This is a genomic window from Mucilaginibacter terrigena (assembly GCF_004168255.1).
GTDB lineage: Bacteria > Bacteroidota > Bacteroidia > Sphingobacteriales > Sphingobacteriaceae > Mucilaginibacter > Mucilaginibacter terrigena.
The window spans coordinates 62417-82289 of the sequence record NZ_SEWG01000003.1 but is presented as its reverse complement, the minus strand read 5'-3'; the positions used below and the strand labels follow the sequence as shown (position 1 = coordinate 82289).

Here is a 19873-nt window from a genome sequence, read left to right as displayed (position 1 = left end):
TAATTTATTTTTTAAGGTTTGGCCTATACGTCAACAAGTTGGTTTATAGCTTTTAGGTGGTATGTTTTAAGGGTGATATGTTTTTTCGGCATGCTTTAATACATCTTCTTTATAAAAAAGTACGGGCTTAAACTCTCCGTTAATATATCGCTGCGCCTGGTCGGTAAAGTGGGACGATGCTGCGTTAAAAGATTGCCCGCCTGTAATAATGGTTTTGGCTTTTACACGGGGGCCAAACTCAACCGCAGCGATAAAGCTGTTGCCCGAGTACCCGTAACGTTTATTTGTTTGCATGATACGGCTTTGGTACGACGGCAGTTGCCCAAAAAGCGAGGAAGTTAAACCAACAGGCAAACTTGGTTTATCATCACTAAAAGTTACACCATCGGCAGGGCGCTGGTAGCGGTTAATTTCGCCCCAGGCTATCTTCCAACTCCCAAAATGCTTTTGCAGGTTTTGCATGGCTGTATTCAAAAACTCCAGTTGCCGGCTTGCAGGCAGGGTTTGAAGCATCTCTTTAACCCGCTGCACCTGGTAACTGCTCTCGCCGGGTTTAGCCGGGCCAATAGCCCTGAACATTAAGGTGCCCCAGTCTACAGCTAAAGTGGTAGCGACTGACGATGCTGCGGTGCGCCTGTCCCACTGTTTTAGTAAAGCAATGGGTTCGGCCAGCTTTGCTTTGATGCTATCTGGCGCACTGTTATATGCAGCAAACAACGGGGGTAGCAAATCATCAAACGCAGCCAGGTACTTGTCGTAACCCTTTGCTATCAGGCCGTCGAGTGTTAGGTTTTTGGACTTGCTTAATAAATTGATGGCGTTTATGCCACGGTAGTTCTCGCCATCCGGCGCCATATAGGCGGGGTATCTATTTTTATCGGGGCTTGCCATGCCTGATGATGTAAAAGGCGTTGAGTTACAGTTTTGGATGTATCCCGTGGCGGGGTTATATACATGCACTATCTCGTCAATCCCATGCAAGCCTTTCCATTCAGTAGCGGTTGTGGTACCATCTAACGGCAAAGCCCAGTTAAACGATGTATCCCGTTTGGGCATAAAATTACCATACCAAAAGGCGGTGTTACCCTTATCATCGGCATAAACGGTGTTGTTACTGGTATTAGCCAGCAAGCCCATAGCTTTTTTGTATTCGGCAAACGTATTTGCTTTGGTAATCAGCCACGATTCCAGCAGAGCGTTGTACGACCGGTTATTGTGTTTCAGCGCAAACCATTTACCGTCCCTGCCGGCTATTACCGGGCCATGGTGGGTATAATAACCGGTAATGTTGCGGATAACGTATTCGTTACCCTGTTTAATTTTCAATTTTAGCTGGCGGGTAACAACGGGCTTAAGCTTGCCATCGTATTCATAAAACCATTTACCGTCTTTTTTGATCACTTTTTCGGCATACAGGTCTCCTACATCGGCATAGCTGCTGGTGTGCATCCATCCACAGTGCCGGTTAAAGCCCTGGTAAATAAAAAACTGCCCCCAGGTAACCGCGCCATAAGCGTGAAGCCCTTCACCGCTGTTAAGCCCAACCTCGCTTCTGAAATAAAACGGCACATGTGGATTTATATACAACATGGCATGCCCCGATTCCGTGCGCGATGGCGAAATAGCAAACCCGTTGGAGCCTGTTTCCCTTTCATCGGCATTTTTTATAATGGGTTGCGACCGATACAGGGTACCCGTTTTGCTTTCGTCGTTATAAAAAGCTTGTGTCTCGCGCGGAATAATGCCGCCGGTTTCAGTTGCGGCCACGCTGCCATCGGTAAACATAAGGGCATACCAAGGTTTAAAACGGGTAAACACAAGTGGCTTTACTTCGGGGTGCTTGTACAGGTAGTAATTGATGCCATCGGCAAAGGCATTCATTAATTTTTTAAAATATGTCGGGCTTTGGTTATAGTCTTTTATCGCGTTGGAGGTATCGGCTATCAGCTGCAGCTGCACATCCTCAAATAAACGGGCTTCACCATCTTCCTCGGTTTGCCTGCCTAATTGGTAAAGATAGTTGCGCTCGATGCCTTTAAAATAATCCTCGCATTGTGTGTACATTAACCCAAATACTACCGATGCATCTGTTTTGCCATAAATGTGCGGTACGCCGTAATTATCACGAATGATGGTTACGGCCGCAGCTTGTTGTTTATACCGGGCAATTTCGGTAACCGAAAACTTTTGCGCCTGCGCACTAACGGCTATACCAATAGTGCAAAACAAAATTAGGGTGGATAATTTTTTCAGATCCATACGATAAAACTATTCATCTAAAATTAGTAAATCATCCGGTTTATATGCAATATTTACATTATCAATAAGTTGATAAAATATATAGTAAAACAACTTTTATTGTATACAATATAGTTCATGTTAGCCGCTACATACTACTGCCTTATCAATTCTGTGAGAGTATAATAATAAATTATTCCTGTCCTTTCGCGATCAGCCTATCCAATAATGGGCGGCTTTTACAAGGCAAATTATGCTTTGTAACTTTTATGTATTAAAAACTACTTCAGATATAATATCTCTTTAAACGCACCGTTCATTTATGTATCTTTGACATTTAATATTTTTTAAGAAGTAAAGGAACGCTTTTTGCTGTATAACTTACACAATGTGACCATATTAAGATTTAACCAGCAAACCGCAAGGGTTTAGCTATAAAAAACTTGGGTAAACTAACACATATCTGAGGTTTAGTTGATCAACATTATTTGAATGATGTTGTAGTGCGTTCCGGGGTGAGATACGGAGCGCATTTTTTTGTCCGGGATTTCATTGGTTGGGATCACATCTATAAGTAGCATATTAAAACCACTCACTGCCCTTCATGCACCATTCACTTCTTTTTATACATCGCCATTACCAGCAGTACCATACGGTTGTAGGTTGCCAGTCCTTCGGGTTGATTGTTGGCTTTTAAAAAATTATCGTAAAATATACTTGTAATGGTTTCCAGTTTATTTTGGTACGAAAGCCAGTACAGGCGTTCTTCTTTAAAATCGGCGAGTACTGCCGGCGAGATCCTTTTTTTAAGCTGCTTAAACATCACAGTATCGGTGTAACGCACGGTTTGCATAAATTCGTTAACCGCTAAATTATAGGCCGAGTAGCGCAGAAGCCTATCTCCTGAACCCGTAGCAGCTATAAACCCCGCAAAGTTTGCCTCGTCTTCGGGCCCGTATCCCATTTGGTGCGACATTTCGTGGCAGGCCACAAAGGGGCGGTTAAACGCGGGCATCTGGTAGTTGATCTGCGCCTCGCCGGTAAAGGGGTTATAGTAACCCGATGTGCTGATGTAGTTAAGCAAGGGCGTAATTAGCGAGGGCTTGATGCCGGGCTTGTAGGTATAGTAATAAGGTGATGTTGCCGAAAGCTTTATCACTGCTTTTACCGCTGTATTGTAAATAGAATCGTTACCCTGTTTCAGATCGGCCGGGGTAACCCTTGCCCTGCTGGCGTTGGCGCTATCGATAAGTATGGTGGTTACCTTTTGCAGTTGAGTGGTGCTGTAAGTACTGTCGCGCAGGTTTAGCCGCTCGGCAGCCGATGGGCGAAAATAGTTCATCCCCCAAAAAAGGTAAAAAATAATAATGCTAACCTGCACACCTGTTACAACACCGGCCACAAGCATGCCGGCCTGTAAAAACCGCTTTTTAAAGCATAAAATTATTAGTCTTACAAGTGCATACACAAGGTAAATTATAGCCAGTACGTAAACCACATCGCCTATGCTAAACGGGAACAGGTTAAAAACCGGGTGCTGCACATGGCAAATAAAAAGGTACAAACCTTCTGAGTAATACTTTTCTATCACCCAGGGATGATCGGCCAGTATCATAAGCAGGTATATGGCCAAAGCAAGAGATAAGATGGCTATCCCCCTTTTCACTAAAGCCTTATTATCTGGTTGTTTCCGCATATGGCGATAAATATCCCGTTTAAACTAAAGGCAAATATTGCTCTTTCTTTTAATACAGCCCAACAAAAAACCCCGGTATAATTACCGGGGCTTCTTAATTTTTTTGCCTGATTATTTTACAGCAACAGGTACAGATAATTTATCCCAGTTTAATGAGAAGCCTTTGGCATTAATTTTATAAACCAAACGCTCGTGCATTACAGATTTTACCGGCTTCACAGTTACGCGCAACACATCTTGCGCCTGGTCGTATTTAAAAGCGCCCCATTGTTTGGCCACTTTATTAAAGATAATTGTCCAGGTAGTTGCGGTTGGTATGGCAAAAAAGCCATAGGTGCCTGCAGGTAACTTTTTGCCTTCAACCATAATATCTTTGCTGGTAGTAAAAACCGTAGCCTCGTTTGCACCGGTGCGCCACACTTTACCATATGGTTCCAGTTCGCCAAACACTTTACGGCCCTTTACCGATGGGCTGCCATAATTAATGCTTATTGTAGCTGCACCAATTTTAGCGCTAACACTGTCGCGCGGGCTTTCAACAGGTTTATTTTGCGCAAATGTAATGGCAGAAATCAGCATCGCGATAACGAACATTGCAGCTGACTTAAATTGAGTCGTTTTTTTCATGGTAGTTTACTATTGGTTTATATGATAAAGATAAACGTTATAACATCAGGATTTAAAAAATATTGCTTAATGACGTTGTTTTATCAAACTTTCATCAAATGAGCGTGTTATATGACCTATACTCGCATTGCAGTTAGGAATTGACCGAAAGGTTAAACAATTGTTGTGAGTTTTTGGCCCCTGCCCTTTTGGGTGGGGGTTTTTTATGAAATTACCCCGGGTAAAATTTGGTGGCATTAAACCTATATTTGTGTTAGTAATGGCCGACAATAAAAAGATCTTTTACCTTTTACTGTTTATACTGGCGCTGGTGGTGAGCTTCGCAGGTATTAAAACCCCCTTTTTTACCGACGACCAGGGCCTTTACGCGGCTATTTCAAAAAACATGCTTTACAGGCAGGACCTGCTGCAACTGTTTACCTATAACCGCGATTGGCTTGATAAACCGCATTTTCCTTTTTGGGCGGTAATGGTAAGCTTTAAACTTTTTGGCATAAGTGTTTGGGCGTACAGGTTGCCTGCTTTACTGTTCTTTTTGCTCAGCCTGCTTTATACTTACTTATTTACCCGAAGGTTTTATAATAAAGAAATTGCCCTAACGGCTGTTTTAATATTGATGACCGCCCAACACGTGCTGCTATCTAACCTTGATGTGCGGGCCGAACCATACCTGATGGCACTTATAATTGGCAGCATTTACCACATAGCCCGATATAACGATAAGCCGGTATTTAAACATTTACTGCCGGCTGCAATTTTAACGGCCTGCGCCATCATGACAAAAGGCATATTTGTAATTGTGGCTATTTATGGCGCATTGCTGGGTCAGTTTATTTTTCAAAAGAAATTTGCACAGATATTTTACGGCAGATGGCTGCTGCTTTACCTGCTTACATTTGTTTTTACCCTGCCTGAGTTTTACGCACTATATATACAGTTTGACCTGCACCCTAACAAATTGGTTTTTAATACACACAATGTAAGCGGTATACGCTGGTTTTTATGGGATAGCCAGTTTGGGCGTTTTATAAACAATGGCCCCATCAAACAAAAAAACTCCGGCGATCCGTTCTTTTTTGCACACACACTACTATGGGCATTTTTACCCTGGTGCCTGCTGTTTTACTACAGTTTATACAAAAGCCTTAAAAACATCTGGCAAAAAATAAAACTCCCGGAGTATTACACTTTAAGCGGCGGCTTACTTTTGCTGGTGCTGTTTTCGCTGTCCCGCTTCCAGTTACCGTTTTATACCAACATACTTTTCCCGCTGTTTGCTATTATAACCGCGCCTTATTGTTTAAAACAGCTTAGCAGTGCCGGCAATATATTCAGAAGAATAGCCCTGCTTATCTTTGCGATAGCATTGCCGGTAGTTATCATCGTTATCCACCTGTTTCTTAAGCCGGTAAATAGCGTGCTTTTTATAGCAGATTGTTTGATATTTGGTGTACTGGCAGCAGCTATCGTTATAAAAATACAAGCAGGTAATTACAGGCTGTTTATGCTCACCTGCTGCGCGGTATTATTTGCTAATTTTTATATGAATACGGTATTTTTTCCCACCGTTGCCTCCTACAACGGGCAAGTAAGCGCCGGCAGGTATATAAATCAACCACGATTTAAAGATGCGCTGGTTTATTCGTTAAGGCCGTCGAATAACGTTTTCCAGTTTTATTGCAGCAAACCGGTTGATCTCATCCTGCCAGAAGATCTCGAAAAACACACATTACCAGATAATGCCATCTTTTTTGCTAACCAGGTATCGGTAGATTACCTGGTAGATAACCACATCAGTTTTAAAGTGATAAAAGCCTTTACAGATTATCCGCAGGAAAATATTTTGCCCGCGTTTATTAACAGCGCTACACGCTATAAGGTGCTCAGTAAAGTATACCTTATAAGCAAGTAGCTACAGTTGTTACTGCACAGTATACTTGTAAACCACCCTGCCTATGTTACCACTATTATCAATACCCTCAATTATGATACGGTATTGGCCGGGGCCATCGTTAAAATAATCGAAAGCAACATTGCCGCCCTCATTAGTTATCAAGTCAGGCTTCCAAAATATGGTAGTGCGCCCCTCGGCAGGGCCTTTTTTAGCAACATCATAAACAGGCGAGTAAAATTCGCGGGCTTTGTAAAAGCCCTTTGGTGTTATTGATAACAAGCCCGGTGCCATCTCTTTACTAACTTCGGCAACTTCGCCACCCTGCCTTGTGTTTATTACCATAACCCCGGCTCCCGAACCCATACCATACACAGTTGCGTTGGCCCCCTTTAAAATTTCGACAGATGATACATCACCCGGCTGTATGTTATCGATAGAACTGTTAGTTATCGCACCATCAATTACGATCATCATAGGCTCTAACACAGTTTTTCCGTTTGCAATTGCCAGTGATGTTTTCATGTAAGCTTTACCGTCAGTAAAATCGATATTGCGCGCTTTTCCATTTAAAGCCTGCGATAGCGAGGGGAAATTCTTAAGGTCTTTATTAAAAATAACCTGATCAGCGTTTCCGGCACCCGCAAGGCTGGATGAACGGTAGCTTTGCTTTGTCCTTACATTTACAGGCTTTAATTCCCGTGTTTTAGTTGGAGTTGATTGCTCAGCATCCGCCGCTGTATAATCCGGTAGCTTTTCATCAATCTTCCCCTCGGGCAAATTATTTTCGCTTAGCGGTACAGTTACATCAGTTTTATCCAATATAAGTTTGGTTTTATTTTTAATTGATTTATTATCAATGGTTAATAAAAATTGTGTCCTGTCTGCATACTCCAGGCCCAGGAAATTGAATTTACCGGCAGCATCGGTATTTGTTGTTAATGTTTGGCCCGTAGCAGATAGCATAAGGGTTATCTTTTCGTTTGGTATAGTTGCACCGTCTTTAGTTACCAGGGTGCCCTTTATCTGCATGCCAACTTCCGGCTGGTATGCCATTGGCGCGGTGGGTTCAGTTAAAAACTCCTTCCATTGAAAACGGCGGTATCCCTGGGTAAGCATTAAAACATCCAGGTTATTACGCGTATCGGTATTTACATTATTAAAATAATAACCCGGCTGTTCTACATAACCCCTAAGTTCGGATGTAAGCAGCAGATCCGAAAATATAGAGCTTTCCTTATCCTCGTTTGCCTGTACAGCGCTTTCATCAATAACCGCTACCGAGAAATTGCCTACCGATGCCTTATCTAACGCGGTATGTGCATTAACAACTATATGTGCTTTATCGTGTGCTGCATATGTTGTTTTATCGCTATTGATGGTGAATTTAACGCCGTCTTCGTTTTGGATAAACACCAGGCGCTCGCTAAGCGGTACACCACTTCCCGAAAAAAGCGTAATTTGCGCAATACCCGAACTAAGGTCCTTCTTTGGCAGGTCGAAGCCTATTGCCTGATTATCAAGAGTTGTTTTTACCGTTTTAACAACTCCCCCCGAATAGATGACAACATTTATTTCTTTATCTTTATTATCTAAATAATAAGGTTTATTGGCATTTATATCGATAGACAGCTTTGTTAAGTCGCTGTTATTTACAGATAGCGACACGCCTTTTGCTTCGGGTTTAGGCAGGTCTACTGTGTTAACAGATCCGTCCGGGTAGGTTACTTTGGCTTTATAGGTTTTGCCTTCTTCGGGTGTAATAAATATTTGCCCCATGCCTAAGTGCGCCGAGGTAAATTTGGCAACTTCGGCATTATTATTATCAACCACGGTGCCTTTTACATACACGCCCATGCCATTACTGCCAACAGCTTTAAAGGCAATTTTAGATGGAACCGCGGCTACAAATGTACCGCCTTCGGGGAAAAACTGCACATCAGTTTTATTACTTGCAGCTTTGGCAGGGTATACCTGCGATATGCTTTTACCGTTAACCGGGATGGTTTTATTAAAGACATAGCTATTGCCGGCATTTTGCATCCACTGTGTATAAGCCCTTAGCCTATAATTCCCCTTTGACATATAGTTGGGTAACGCAAAATCGCCCCAGGCCAGTCCGTTCTTAAGTTGTAATACGATAGATTGCATTACCGAATCGTTTTTGCTCACCAGGTCTACATGTAACACACCACTTATCTTTGATAATTCGTGCCGCTCACCGGCTGTTACATATGCCTTAAAATATATGGTATCGCCCGGGTTGTAATAAGGTTTATCAAAATGCAGATATGCTTTTTCAATTGCCCTATCTGTTGATAAAGCTTGTAACCGGGTAACTACCTCTTTCATAGTACCCTCGTTTTTTGCGGGTGCAACCTGTGCATGCACAGCTAAAACAGAGCAGCCTGCAGCAATCAACATTAAAAAAAACTTCTTCATGGTGTGTAAGATTATTAGCGATAAAATCCGGGTGATGGCCCGCTTATAATTGGCAAATAAATATACTGATAATCAAAGCAATACTGCAAATGAATTATTTGCTGCTGATTAGCTTTGTTTTTGAATGAAGTAGTGTACAGGGATTCATATGGCTGCAACGGGGGCGCAGCCCATAATATGATCCGCCGGGATAGCGGGTTTAGTTCGCGGCTATTCGTCTTTTATTTCTTCCCAATAAACGGTTTCCTGGTAAATGCCGTTTTTAATGGCAACCTGCGCTTTAATCTTATCCAGTTCGGCCTTTATTTCTTTGGGCGATAACTTAGTACTTAACGACGAATAGAAAATTACATAACCAGTTCTGCTGTTTATGAATTTATAGTGTTTGTCAGCAGTACTCATAATGATAATGCTTTATATCATTAGTAATACTATTTAACGATATATTGTTTTTAAAATTACTTGCCCATCGGCTCTGCCGGCATGCCCGGGCTGTTGTCGTCGCGGCCTTCTTTATCCTTGTCTTTATCTTTAGAGAATTCCAGTTTACCAAATTTGTAGCTGAGCGATATACCGAATGAACGGAACGGCAGTTGCCTTAAGCTCGATTGGTTATATCCGGGGCCTGTAGTTGTAGAGTATTGATCGATATACTTGCTGAACGGGTTACTTGCCACCAGGCCAATACTTGCCTTTTTATCCCAAAATTGTTTACGCACAGCAATGTTGTACCAAAAGAATTTGGGCCGTGTACTTTGTAAACCACGCGATGATGAGTTATAATTACCAAATGCCTCGGCCATAAAATTACCCGGGAACTGGTAACTGGCATTTAAATTTATACGGTATTGAAAGGCACTTATCCGGTTTACGCTTGTTTGAATGTTAGGGTCTTTATTAACATTTGTGCGGTTAACCAAAAAGATGTTTGTGCGCAGGTTCAACTTACTTGTAACCGGTATAGATGCAAATATATTGCCGCCTACTGATGCTTGTGTTCCAATATTGGCGCGCTGGTTAAGCAGCACGTTGGTATACTCTTTACCATTAAGGCTTAAGGTATCAAACGATGTGGTGTATTGTTGTATATCGTTATCGTTGTGGCGGTAAAAAGTACCTACATAAATATTTGCACCGCCATCAAACGAGCGGTTGTACCCTATCTCAAAATTATCGCTTATCTCGGGCTTTAAGTTGGGGTTACCTGTACTAATGTTGTGCGGGTCGCTAATGTTATAAAAAGGGTTTACATCCCTATAGTCGGGCCGCTCTATACGGTACGCATAGCTTAATTTTATACTTTGGGTAGGGCTTATTTTGTGCGATAACACAAACGACGGTGCTAAAGTATTGTAGCCCGGTATCACAACGCCGGGGAAATCGGCAGTAGTAGTGGTATACTCATTACGCAAACCAACTTTAAAATCTAAAAAGTTTTTAAATAATGATGCCGAGGTTGACAGGTAAACTGCATAAATATTTCGCTTGTAATTAAAGGCGTAGGTTTGGTCGGCATTATTTATGTAATTGCCATTGGCCAGTAACGTATCGGTGTTGGTAACGTTCTTTAAGTTTTCTATCACCGCCTTTGCACCGCCTTCAATGGTAAATGTTTTGGTTACCGGGTGGGTGTAATCAACACCTATATTGGTTTCGCGGCTATTGCCGGGGTTGTTGCCCCTTATGCCGGTTGTTATATCACCTGTGTTTAAATAATCCTGCTGCTGAAAATAATTTGATGTGTTTTTACTGTTGCTGGTATTAACCGATACCTCCAGTTCCTGGCCTTCTTTTTTAAAGTTCTTTTTGTAATCAAGGCTGTAATCGGTTGAGTAGGCGTTGAATTTACTATCCGAGTTACGCTGACTTAAAATATCCGAAAAAAGGTTGCCTGATGCATCGATACGTGTTTCCTTTTGATCGGTTAAACCATAATTGTGGTTGCCAAAATGATCAAACCCTACAGATGCGGTCAGTTCATCTTTAGGTGTAATGCTCCAGTTTAAATTAATGCCCGATTGGTAGCCGCCGCGTGTGGATTGGCTGCTGCCATCCTGAAACAAGCTGGTTATATTACCCGCCTGATCGGTAGAACTACGCTTGTTATTGCTTAGCACCGTTGAGTTTAACATGGCATTACCGCCAAAAAAAGCGTTTGCGCCAAAATTACCCTTACGCGCATTCAGGTTAAACGACCCATTTTCCTGCCGGGTACCGGCGGTAAGGTTAACACTGCCGTTTATGCCCTGTACCTTGCTGTCTTTTAATATGATGTTGATGATACCCCCTGTGCCTGCCGCATCGTATTTTGCGCCGGGGCTGGTTATCACTTCAATACTTTTTATCTGGCTGCCGGGTATAGCCTGCAATGCATCTGCAAGGCTGGCACCAAAAATGCTGCTTGGTTTACCATTGATCAAGAAACGGATGTTGGCATTACCCTGCAACTCTACATTACCATCAATATCAACCGTAACCTGTGGTACTTTCTTTAACACATCAATAGCTGCGCCGCTTTGTGCGGTAAGGTCGTTGGCCGCGTTGTATACCATTTTATCAATACGGTTTTCAATTATAGGCGCTTTGGCTACAATATTTACGCCCTTTAGCTGGTTTTGAACAGGCTCTAACAAAATATTCCCCAGTGCCATTGTACCGCCATCAGTAACTATTACATGGTCAATAGTATGGCGTTTGTATCCTAAAAAGTCAATGGTTACACGGTAATCGCCGGCAACAATATTGTTTAAGCTAAAAATGCCCTTAGGGTCGGTGCTTATGCCATTGAAAGGGCTTGTGCTGCCTTGCTTAAATACCGATACGGTGGCATAGTCAACCGGCTGTTTGCTAACCGCATCGGTAACCTTACCATTTATCTTACCTTTACCGGCATCGATGCTTTGGGCATTTATTTGTAGGGTGATGAAAATTAACGCTAAAAAAACAAAAAACGATCGCATAGTAAACCTCTCTCTATTTCGAGGCGCAAAACTGTTAAGAAACTTTGGATTAATTGCGGAAGTTTCGTAATTGTTACATATACACTATGTAACAATCTTAAAATATTAAAACCAGCGTGCCTGCTATTATAAGTAACGCCCCCGACCCGGTTTTTAGCGTAAGGGGCTCGCCTAAAAACAATACAGATAGTACAATTGCTATGGCTACGCTTAATTTATCTACCGGTGCCACCTGCGATACTTTGCCTAATTGCAATGCCTTAAAATAAAAGATCCACGACAGCCCCGTTGCACAACCCGATAGCATTAGGAATGTCCAGTTGAGTTTATTTAGCCCGCCTATATTGTGCTGAACGCCTTTGTACAATACAATTGCCCATGCTATCAGCAATATCACTACTGTGCGTATGGCAGTGGCCAGGTCGCTGTCAACACCTTTAATTCCAATTTTTGCGAAGACAGCTGTAAGTGCCGCAAACAGTGCCGATAACAATGCATATATCCACCACATAATTTAGTTTCTATAAATTAAAATAATTATTCGGCTGATTGATTTAACACTAACCAATGAGAAAATAATTTCTTTAAGATTAAAAATAACATACTTTTCTACAATAAAAATGGGAAATTTTTAGAAGAAAGTCATTTTTTTAAGACGTTATTCTTATCTTCATCGTTTTAACCTAATATGAAGAAAACTGATTTTGTTTATTCCCAGGAGTCGGAACCACACCGTATACGTACAAAAAAGATACTAAAGCAATTTCCGCAGCTGCGTAATTTAATAGGAAAAAACCCAAAAACTATCTGGGCAATTATTGGGTTGGTAGCCTTCCAGGTTATACTGGCCTGGTTCCTGCGCGATCAATCGTGGTGGCTGGTATTTGGCGCAGCTTATTTATTAGGCGCCTTTGCAGACCATGCCTTGTTTGTAATGATACACGAATGCACTCACCAGCTATTATTCAAAAATCGCAACGCCAACCGCTGGGCATCAATGTTTGCCAACTTACCGCAAATATTGCCAAGCGCCATATCATTCGAAAAATATCATATCAAACACCATTCTTTTCAGGGAATACATGAACTTGATGCCGATCTGCCTAACCGCTGGGAGGCAAAACTGATCAGCAACTCATTTTTGGGTAAAGCATTGTGGCTACTATTTTTCCCGGTGTTCCAACTATTCCGCTTATCGCGCCTGCGCGAAATTCACCCATTTGATGGCTGGATACTAACCAACTGGGTACTACAAATAGCCTTTACTGTTGTAATTTATCAATTTATGGGCTGGCATTCGTTAGCATTTTTGTTGCTAAGCTTCTCGTTCTCGGTAGGTTTACACCCGTTGGGCGCCCGCTGGATACAAGAACATTATTTAACCCACAGCGTTGAGCAGGAAACGTACAGCTACTATGGCAACCTTAATGCGGTAGCATTTAACGTAGGTTTCCATAACGAGCACCACGATTTCCCTTCTATCCCATGGAATAAACTTCCGGAGATAAGGAAAACCGCGCCGGAGTACTACGATACCTTGTATTACCATACCTCGTGGACCAAGCTCTTCTTCCAGTTTTTGTTTGACAGGGAGATCTCGTTATTCAACCGTATTTTACGCCGCGAGCGTGGTAAAGTGGCCATAACCGATGTATCAAAACCTGATGCCGAATTGGTTTTTAAAGAGTCGGATTTATCTCCTCAAAACTCGTAAGTGTCAAATTAAAAGCATAAATACAACGGCCCATAATATTATGGGCCGTTTTTTGTTTTATAAGCTTAGCTATGTTTAAAAAGAGAAAAGCATTAAAGATATTTGTTCCCGTATTGTGCCTGATGGTTATAGCAGCCTTTGCCAAGCACCGTTTAATTGATAATAAGCACCTGCCCGAAAGCCACTTGTATGCCAAACAAATGGATGAAACATCCGGCTTAGCGGCATCGGGTTTAAACGAAGATATTTATTACGCCAATAACGATAGCGGTGATACCAGCCGGTTCTTTGCCATTACTGCCGAGGGCAAATTAAAAACAACCATATATTACATGGGCAATAAAGCCGAACGGCTTGGCGTACGCGATTGTGAAGATATTGCGGTTGGCCCCGGGCCGGTAAAAGGCAAAAGCTACGTATATGTGGGCGATATAGGGGATAATGGTGCAAAAAGGAAATTTATAACCGTTTATCGTGCTGAAGAGCGAAAAGCGTGGGGCAAAGATAGTATTGCCCATGCCGTACCCGTACCGCTTAACTTAAAATATCCTGATGGACCGAAGGATGCCGAGGCAATGGCCATTGACCCCGTAGAAAAATTATTATACATTATTACCAAGCGGGGCGATAGCGTGGGTGTTTATACCTCGCCATTAAAATATAAAGCCAACGATACCGTAACGCTTACCTTTAGAGGGCGCCTGTTTTTTGACGGTTTAAAACCGTTTAAGTGGATAACCGCCGCAGATATATCGCCGGATGGCAAACAGGTATTAGTAAAAAGTTATCAAAAAGTTTACTACTGGCAGCGTACTACCGGGCAGCATATTTGGCAAACACTGCAAAGCAAACCTCAGGAGTTGGTTTACAAACAGGAAAAACAAGGCGAGGCTATTGCTTTTACGCCTGACGGCAAGGGTTATTATACCACCAGCGAGGGCGTTTACGCGCCTATATATTATTACAAAACGCCGGGCAATTAACGGCCTTTGATTAGCGCTTTAAAATCTATCTTATCAAAAGTAAATTCGTCCGTTCTTTCGGTTTTGCAATAATTAACAACCATGTCAAAATTAGCGGCATGTTCTTTTGCAACATATAACATATAGCGGTATGCTTCGGGTACTGTGGTGTCCACCCAAACGGTTACCATATTTTCAGGGTCGATAACGTAAATGGTAACATTGGTTGATTTTACGAACTGGTAAAACGGTAATGATTTAAAAAAATATTTATTCGCGTTAAGCTTTTTAAAATCGAGTAAAGGCTGCACGGTTGGCCCATCCATATCATAATAGATCACCGTACTATCGGTAAGTGCTCTTACCTGTGTGCTGCCGCCATCGCTTGGCGCATATAAGTAATACTTCCCTTTGTATAGGTTTAGTGGTACCCATTGTTTTGGCAAACCGGACAGGTCGTATTCTTTCAATGGCTTACGGTGCTTAACCTTTAATATCTTGTAAGTTTCGTTATAATTTACGCTGTCGTAATGGTCGTATTTAAAACCCAGGAGCCATTTATACTGGCTTGCCGAACGGTTCTTTTCGATATAAATGGCATGATAAAAACCCTTCTTCACATCCCTCAATAAAAAAGCAGTATCAGCATGTTTAGTCTTCGCTACCGTATCCTTTACAACTGTATCAACCTTTTTTTCGGGGCTTTTACAAGCAGCAAATAATACCATTATGAATATCAGCTTTTTCATGATTAAATATAGTCAATTTGTGTTCATGTTTTCAACTCTCTTTCGTAATCGTGCAGATACGTACGCGGCGATTTGCCGCTTACATTCTTAAAAACATAATTAAAATTGGTAAGGCTGGTAAAACCACAACTGTAGGCAACATCGGCAATGCTGTTATAGTCGCCGTCCATCAGTAATTTGCAGGCCTGGTTTACCCTAACCTTATTTACAAACGCTGTAAAGGTGGTACGCGTATGTTTTTTAAAGTAACGGCAAAAAGCATTAGGCGTTAAATGCGCCTGCTGCGCAACATCCTCAAGTGTTAAGGCCTTATTAAAATTGTGCATTATATAATTGTAAACCAATGCAATACGCATGCCTTCGGGGTCGGTAAGGGGCTGGGTGTAATTTATTGACGATAAGGGCTGCAGGCCTTCAATTTTACTAATTAAGTGCAGCATTTTAATAAAGACCGACATTTGGTAAGCACCCTTTGTGTGCTCCACTTTATCAATAAGCGTTGTAAAAACGGAGTGTACTGTTTTAGGGATCTTAAAACCGCATTGCCAATGTTCAAAAAACGATTGCACGACTTTCATTTCGGGCAAGCTAAATAACGCCGACATTTTACCCTCCGGGTCAAAAAATATGGTTAGCGTTTCAACGGTTAAATTACTGTCGTCGTCAAAATACTCGGGGCCGCTTTTAAATAAATGCGGCAGGTTTTTGCCCAGTACGTATATTTCACCATTGTTAAAAGGGTGCATGCTGTTACCCGCAATTAAAGTGCCCTGCCCCTCTTTTATCCATGTTATCTGCACTTCGGCGTGGCGGTGCAAGTGCGGGTAAAAGTTTGGCAATATCTCGCTTTGCACAATAATAGTTTTATCGTGCGGAACGGGAATGGTAAAAGGCAGTACTTTCATCAGGATAATTATCGATTAGTTTTTTATTGATTTAGTGATACGCCGGTTATTTTAATACAATTAATTATAGCTAAATTTCTTCGATAATTAATTCTGTAAGTCATCAAATCAATAAATATTTTCACACCCGTGGCAACCTTTGTATAATATCCATCGTGATGTAGGCAGATAAGGTAATAATTTAAGAATAAACAGGGAACCCTGATATGGGCGAAGAAGAACTGTACCGACTGATAAGTGGTTGTTTAAAGGATGACAGGCTGAGCCAAAAGCTGCTGTATAAGGCTTTTTATGGCTTTGCTATGGGCATTTGTTTAAGGTACGCCGCCAACAGGTACGAGGCTTCGGAGATCATGAACCAGGGGTTTTATAAGGTATTTAAAAATTTAAATAAATACGATATCACCAAGCCCTTTAAGGCCTGGCTGGGGCGTATTATGGTAAATACATCTATAGATTATTACCGCTCCAACTTAAAAATAGCTTATACAGAAGAGCTTGATAAGGCCGAACATATTAATGATACAGAATATGCCGACCAAAACTTAAATTATAACGATTTGCTGGAGATGATAACTAAGTTGCCGCGTGCTTACCGCACCATTTTTAACTTATTTGCCATTGAAGGCTACACGCACGAAGAAATTGGAGATATGCTGAACATTAGCACCGGCACATCAAAATCAAACCTGCATAAAGCACGCGAAAAATTAAAAGTAATGATAGCCGAAAACAACCGTATACCCGGTACGGTAAATAAACAGTCGAACGATAATATCATATCTATAACCCAGCAAAGTAACCCCAACCTATCTGTATCCTTTGTGAATAACGTAACCAAACAATGAAAGAGGAAAAAGAAGATAGCATTGATAAATTGTTTAGCCGCGGCCTTAACGACCCTGGCGAAAACGCACCATACCGGGAGGGCGACTGGGATGCTATGGAGGCTATGCTGAATGGCCGGAAACCTAAAGGTATTGTGCGCAGTTTAGTGTTACTGGCTGGCGCTGCAGCCGCCATGTTATTGCTTGTAATTGGCTGGTTGTATTTAAACCCCGCGCAAAAAACCGGTACACCGCCCCAAGTGGTTAAAACCAAACCGCAGGTACAACAAGACACCGGCAAATACGGCCCGCCGGCTCAGCAACTGGCAGAATCCAAAAGTAATGCGCTTTCGGCAAGTGATAGCAGCGCGATGAGTGCGAATGATATAAGCCGTAAAAGCAGATCGTTCTTTACCTTATCTGCTGATGCGGGCGGCCGTAATACTGCCGGTAAATTGGGCATCAATGATATTTATACGGCACGTGTTATAAAACCAAACCGCGATACTACCCCGCCGGATAAGACGGTTAGCATGGCCATCAATACGACAAAAACTGATACGTTAATCACCCCGAAAACAGATAAGCTTGCCAATAATAGTATGAAGGTTGATAGCGCTATTGCCGAGAAAAAACCTGTACTGGCATCGGTTGTGGATGATATTAAGCCGAACAAGAAACAGGCAGCGCCTGCATCATCGGCAGCATTTAAACCAACCTTTGCATTAAGCTTTGTGGCTTCGCCTGATATCAACAGCGTTAAAGGCTTTTCGCAAAATAAGGTGGGTACTAACGCAGGGTTGCTGTTAACCATGGGCGTATCAAAAAAATGGAGTATAACTACGGGCGCTATTTATGCCGATAAGCCTTACTTAACTGATTTTGCCAACTACTCCAGCGCTTACAAGTTTACATCTAATCCGGCAAGCGTTAGTGCAAGCTGTATCGTGTTAGATATCCCCCTAAATATCGGCTACCAGGTTTATAACAAGGGCGGCAATAAGTTTAGTTTGGGTACAGGCCTTTCATCGTACTTTATGCTGCGCGAAAATTACACGTTTAATTATACCGGCGTGTATCCGGGAGGGCCTGCAACCTATAATATCCGTAACAAAAACAAACATATTATGGGGATACTTAACCTGAATATGACTTATCAGCGCGAGATAAGCTCAAAATTTGGCGTGGGGGTACAACCATATTACAAGCTACCGCTCACCGGCATAGGCTACGGGCAGGTAAATTTAAAATCGGCAGGGGTTGCCGTAGGCGTAACGTGGAACATTAATTCGGCACTAAAACCTAAGTAAAACATGAAATATATCGGAGTAATATTACTCGTGTGGTTTGCTACAAACCGCACGGGACAGGATATCTATGCCTGTAAAAACGCGGTTGTGACCCTTTATTCGAAGGCACCCATAGAAGATATCGAGGCACGTACCGACAAGGGCACATCAGTTTTAAATACTGCCACCGGCGAGCTGGCCTTTAGCGTGCCTATCCGCTCTTTTAAGTTTGATAAGGCGCTGATGCAGGAACATTTCAACGAAAACTATATGGAAAGCGATAAATACCCGCAGGCCACCTTTAAAGGCAAGCTTACCGACAAGGTTGATGTTACCAAAGATGGCACCTACCCTGTAACGGCAAGCGGAGTGTTGGAGGTGCACGGGGTAAAGCAAACCCGCAGTATACCAGGCAAATTAACGGTAGCCAACGGCGCTATCAGCCTCACTTCAGAATTTACGGTGGCCTGTAAAGATCACAAGATCGAGATTCCAACCCTGGTATTCCACAATATCGCCGAAAGCATCCGAATCCAGGTATCGGCTGCTTATTCACCCTATAAATAACATCTCTAATACCACAATCATATGAAAACATCCCTCTTATTTATCTCCCTGTTATTTACAGTATCACTTTCAAAAGCGCAGACAACTACGAAAGACACTGCTAAAAGCAGCACCGATTCGTTAATGAACACGCTAAGCATACCCGAAAAAGGCGAGCCGGTGATAGCTACTTTTAAAGCAACACGTTTGATCCTATCACAAACTACCGAGACAGTTAAAAAGCACGGACTAAACTTTTTGGTGATCCACCGGTTTGGCGATATCGGCGGCTCGGCAGGCGGCGGCAAAACCCTTTGGGGGCTTGATAATTCATCGGATATTTACATTGGCTTTGAATACGGCCTTAGCGATAACCTGAACATTGATTTTGGCCGCAGCAAATTTGAATCGCTGCTGGAACTGGGCTTAAAGTACAATATACTGCACCAAAAAACCGACGAAAGCATGCCTTTTGCGCTTACCTTAATTGGCAAAACCGGGCTTAAAGCCTATCATTCAAATACACCTGTTTTTGATAATTACAGCAACCGCTTTTCGCATTTGCTGCAGGCGGTTGTAGCGCGAAAATTCTCGCCGGCTTTGTCGCTGCAGGTATCACCGATGTACATTTTTAACAATGCGCCGTTCCCGTTCCTGTATGGTAATGAGAGGCGTTTCCTGGCCCTGTCTGCCGCCGGACGTTTAAAATTCAGCAAACGGATGGGTTTGGTGATTGATTATGTGCACCCCTTCTCCAACTTCAGGAACAGCAGTGTAAACCCGCGGTTTTATGACGGCTTAGGCGTGGGCATAGAGATAGAAACCGGCGGACACGTGTTTACCATCAACTTTACCAACGCGCAGGCCATATCCGAGTTTAATTACCTTAACGATACCGAATCTGACTGGGGCAAAGGGCAGTTCCGGTTAGGATTTACCATCTCCAGGATCTTCGACTTCAATAAAAAACATAAGTCAGGGTATTGATTGATATGCTGAGAAAAATCAATGATTCATTAAATCAATA

General features: G+C 42.3%; 16 protein-coding genes. 7 read left to right on the top strand and 9 right to left on the bottom strand.

All coding sequences use genetic code 11. From position 1 onward, the window contains the following. Window positions 1–66 precede the first annotated feature (66 nt). The 3 genes from EWM62_RS07520 to EWM62_RS07510 form a co-directional block, all read right to left on the bottom strand. Window positions 67–2259, bottom strand: coding sequence for a penicillin acylase family protein (locus tag EWM62_RS07520; RefSeq protein ID WP_129876059.1), 2193 nt, complete (start codon window positions 2257–2259; stop codon window positions 67–69). A gap of 592 nt (window positions 2260–2851) precedes the next feature. Then, entirely contained in the window at window positions 2852–3934 is a 1083-nt protein-coding gene (locus EWM62_RS07515) for a DUF3810 domain-containing protein (protein ID WP_129876058.1), read from the bottom strand. A gap of 111 nt (window positions 3935–4045) precedes the next feature. Then, entirely contained in the window at window positions 4046–4528 is a 483-nt protein-coding gene (locus tag EWM62_RS07510) for a DUF2911 domain-containing protein (RefSeq protein ID WP_238989303.1), read from the bottom strand. 238 nt (window positions 4529–4766) lie between these two features. On the opposite strand from EWM62_RS07510, the gene EWM62_RS07505 reads away from it, so the two are divergent. Next, window positions 4767–6473: an ArnT family glycosyltransferase gene (locus EWM62_RS07505; protein WP_129876056.1), complete on the top strand. Its 1707-nt coding sequence runs from the start codon at window positions 4767–4769 to the stop codon at window positions 6471–6473. Window positions 6474–6482: 9 nt separating this feature from the next. On the opposite strand, the gene EWM62_RS07500 is transcribed toward EWM62_RS07505, so the two are convergent. From EWM62_RS07500 to EWM62_RS07485, 4 genes are all read right to left on the bottom strand, one after another. Next, entirely contained in the window at window positions 6483–8894 is a 2412-nt protein-coding gene (locus EWM62_RS07500; protein WP_129876055.1) for an MG2 domain-containing protein, read from the bottom strand. Between the two features lie 210 nt (window positions 8895–9104). Continuing rightward, window positions 9105–9296 (bottom strand): hypothetical protein, encoded by a 192-nt coding sequence (locus tag EWM62_RS07495; RefSeq protein WP_129876054.1) that lies wholly within the window; start codon window positions 9294–9296, stop codon window positions 9105–9107. A gap of 56 nt (window positions 9297–9352) precedes the next feature. Then, on the bottom strand, window positions 9353–11854 hold the full coding sequence (locus EWM62_RS07490; protein ID WP_129876053.1) for a TonB-dependent receptor: 2502 nt from the start codon (window positions 11852–11854) through the stop codon (window positions 9353–9355). 97 nt (window positions 11855–11951) lie between these two features. Continuing rightward, a complete protein-coding gene (locus EWM62_RS07485; protein WP_129876052.1) occupies window positions 11952–12365 on the bottom strand; it encodes an EamA family transporter in 414 nt (137 codons plus the stop codon). Window positions 12366–12542: 177 nt separating this feature from the next. On the opposite strand from EWM62_RS07485, the gene EWM62_RS07480 reads away from it, so the two are divergent. Both EWM62_RS07480 and EWM62_RS07475 read left to right on the top strand, forming a co-directional pair. Beyond that, window positions 12543–13568, top strand: coding sequence for a fatty acid desaturase (locus EWM62_RS07480; RefSeq protein WP_129876051.1), 1026 nt, complete (start codon window positions 12543–12545; stop codon window positions 13566–13568). Between the two features lie 71 nt (window positions 13569–13639). Next, window positions 13640–14551, top strand: a complete 912-nt coding sequence (locus tag EWM62_RS07475; RefSeq protein ID WP_129876050.1) for a hypothetical protein — start codon at window positions 13640–13642, stop codon at window positions 14549–14551. On the opposite strand, the gene EWM62_RS07470 is transcribed toward EWM62_RS07475, so the two are convergent. Continuing rightward, complete coding sequence (locus EWM62_RS07470; protein ID WP_129876049.1) at window positions 14548–15279, bottom strand: hypothetical protein; 732 nt, start codon at window positions 15277–15279, stop codon at window positions 14548–14550. The genes EWM62_RS07475 and EWM62_RS07470 overlap by 4 nt on opposite strands. Window positions 15280–15302: 23 nt before the next feature. Beyond that, on the bottom strand, window positions 15303–16184 hold the full coding sequence (locus EWM62_RS07465; RefSeq protein WP_129876048.1) for an AraC family transcriptional regulator: 882 nt from the start codon (window positions 16182–16184) through the stop codon (window positions 15303–15305). Window positions 16185–16390: 206 nt separating this feature from the next. On the opposite strand from EWM62_RS07465, the gene EWM62_RS07460 reads away from it, so the two are divergent. The 4 genes from EWM62_RS07460 to EWM62_RS07445 are packed head-to-tail and all read left to right on the top strand — an operon-like array spanning window position 16391 to window position 19833. Next, complete coding sequence (locus tag EWM62_RS07460) at window positions 16391–17032, top strand: RNA polymerase sigma factor (RefSeq protein ID WP_129876047.1); 642 nt, start codon at window positions 16391–16393, stop codon at window positions 17030–17032. Then, entirely contained in the window at window positions 17029–18321 is a 1293-nt protein-coding gene (locus EWM62_RS07455; RefSeq protein WP_129876046.1) for a hypothetical protein, read from the top strand. The genes EWM62_RS07460 and EWM62_RS07455 overlap by 4 nt, the downstream gene beginning before the upstream one ends. 3 nt (window positions 18322–18324) lie before the next feature. Further along, a complete protein-coding gene (locus tag EWM62_RS07450) occupies window positions 18325–18867 on the top strand; it encodes a YceI family protein (RefSeq protein ID WP_129876045.1) in 543 nt (180 codons plus the stop codon). A gap of 21 nt (window positions 18868–18888) precedes the next feature. Then, a complete protein-coding gene (locus EWM62_RS07445; RefSeq protein ID WP_129876044.1) occupies window positions 18889–19833 on the top strand; it encodes a DUF5777 family beta-barrel protein in 945 nt (314 codons plus the stop codon). Window positions 19834–19873 lie beyond the last annotated feature (40 nt).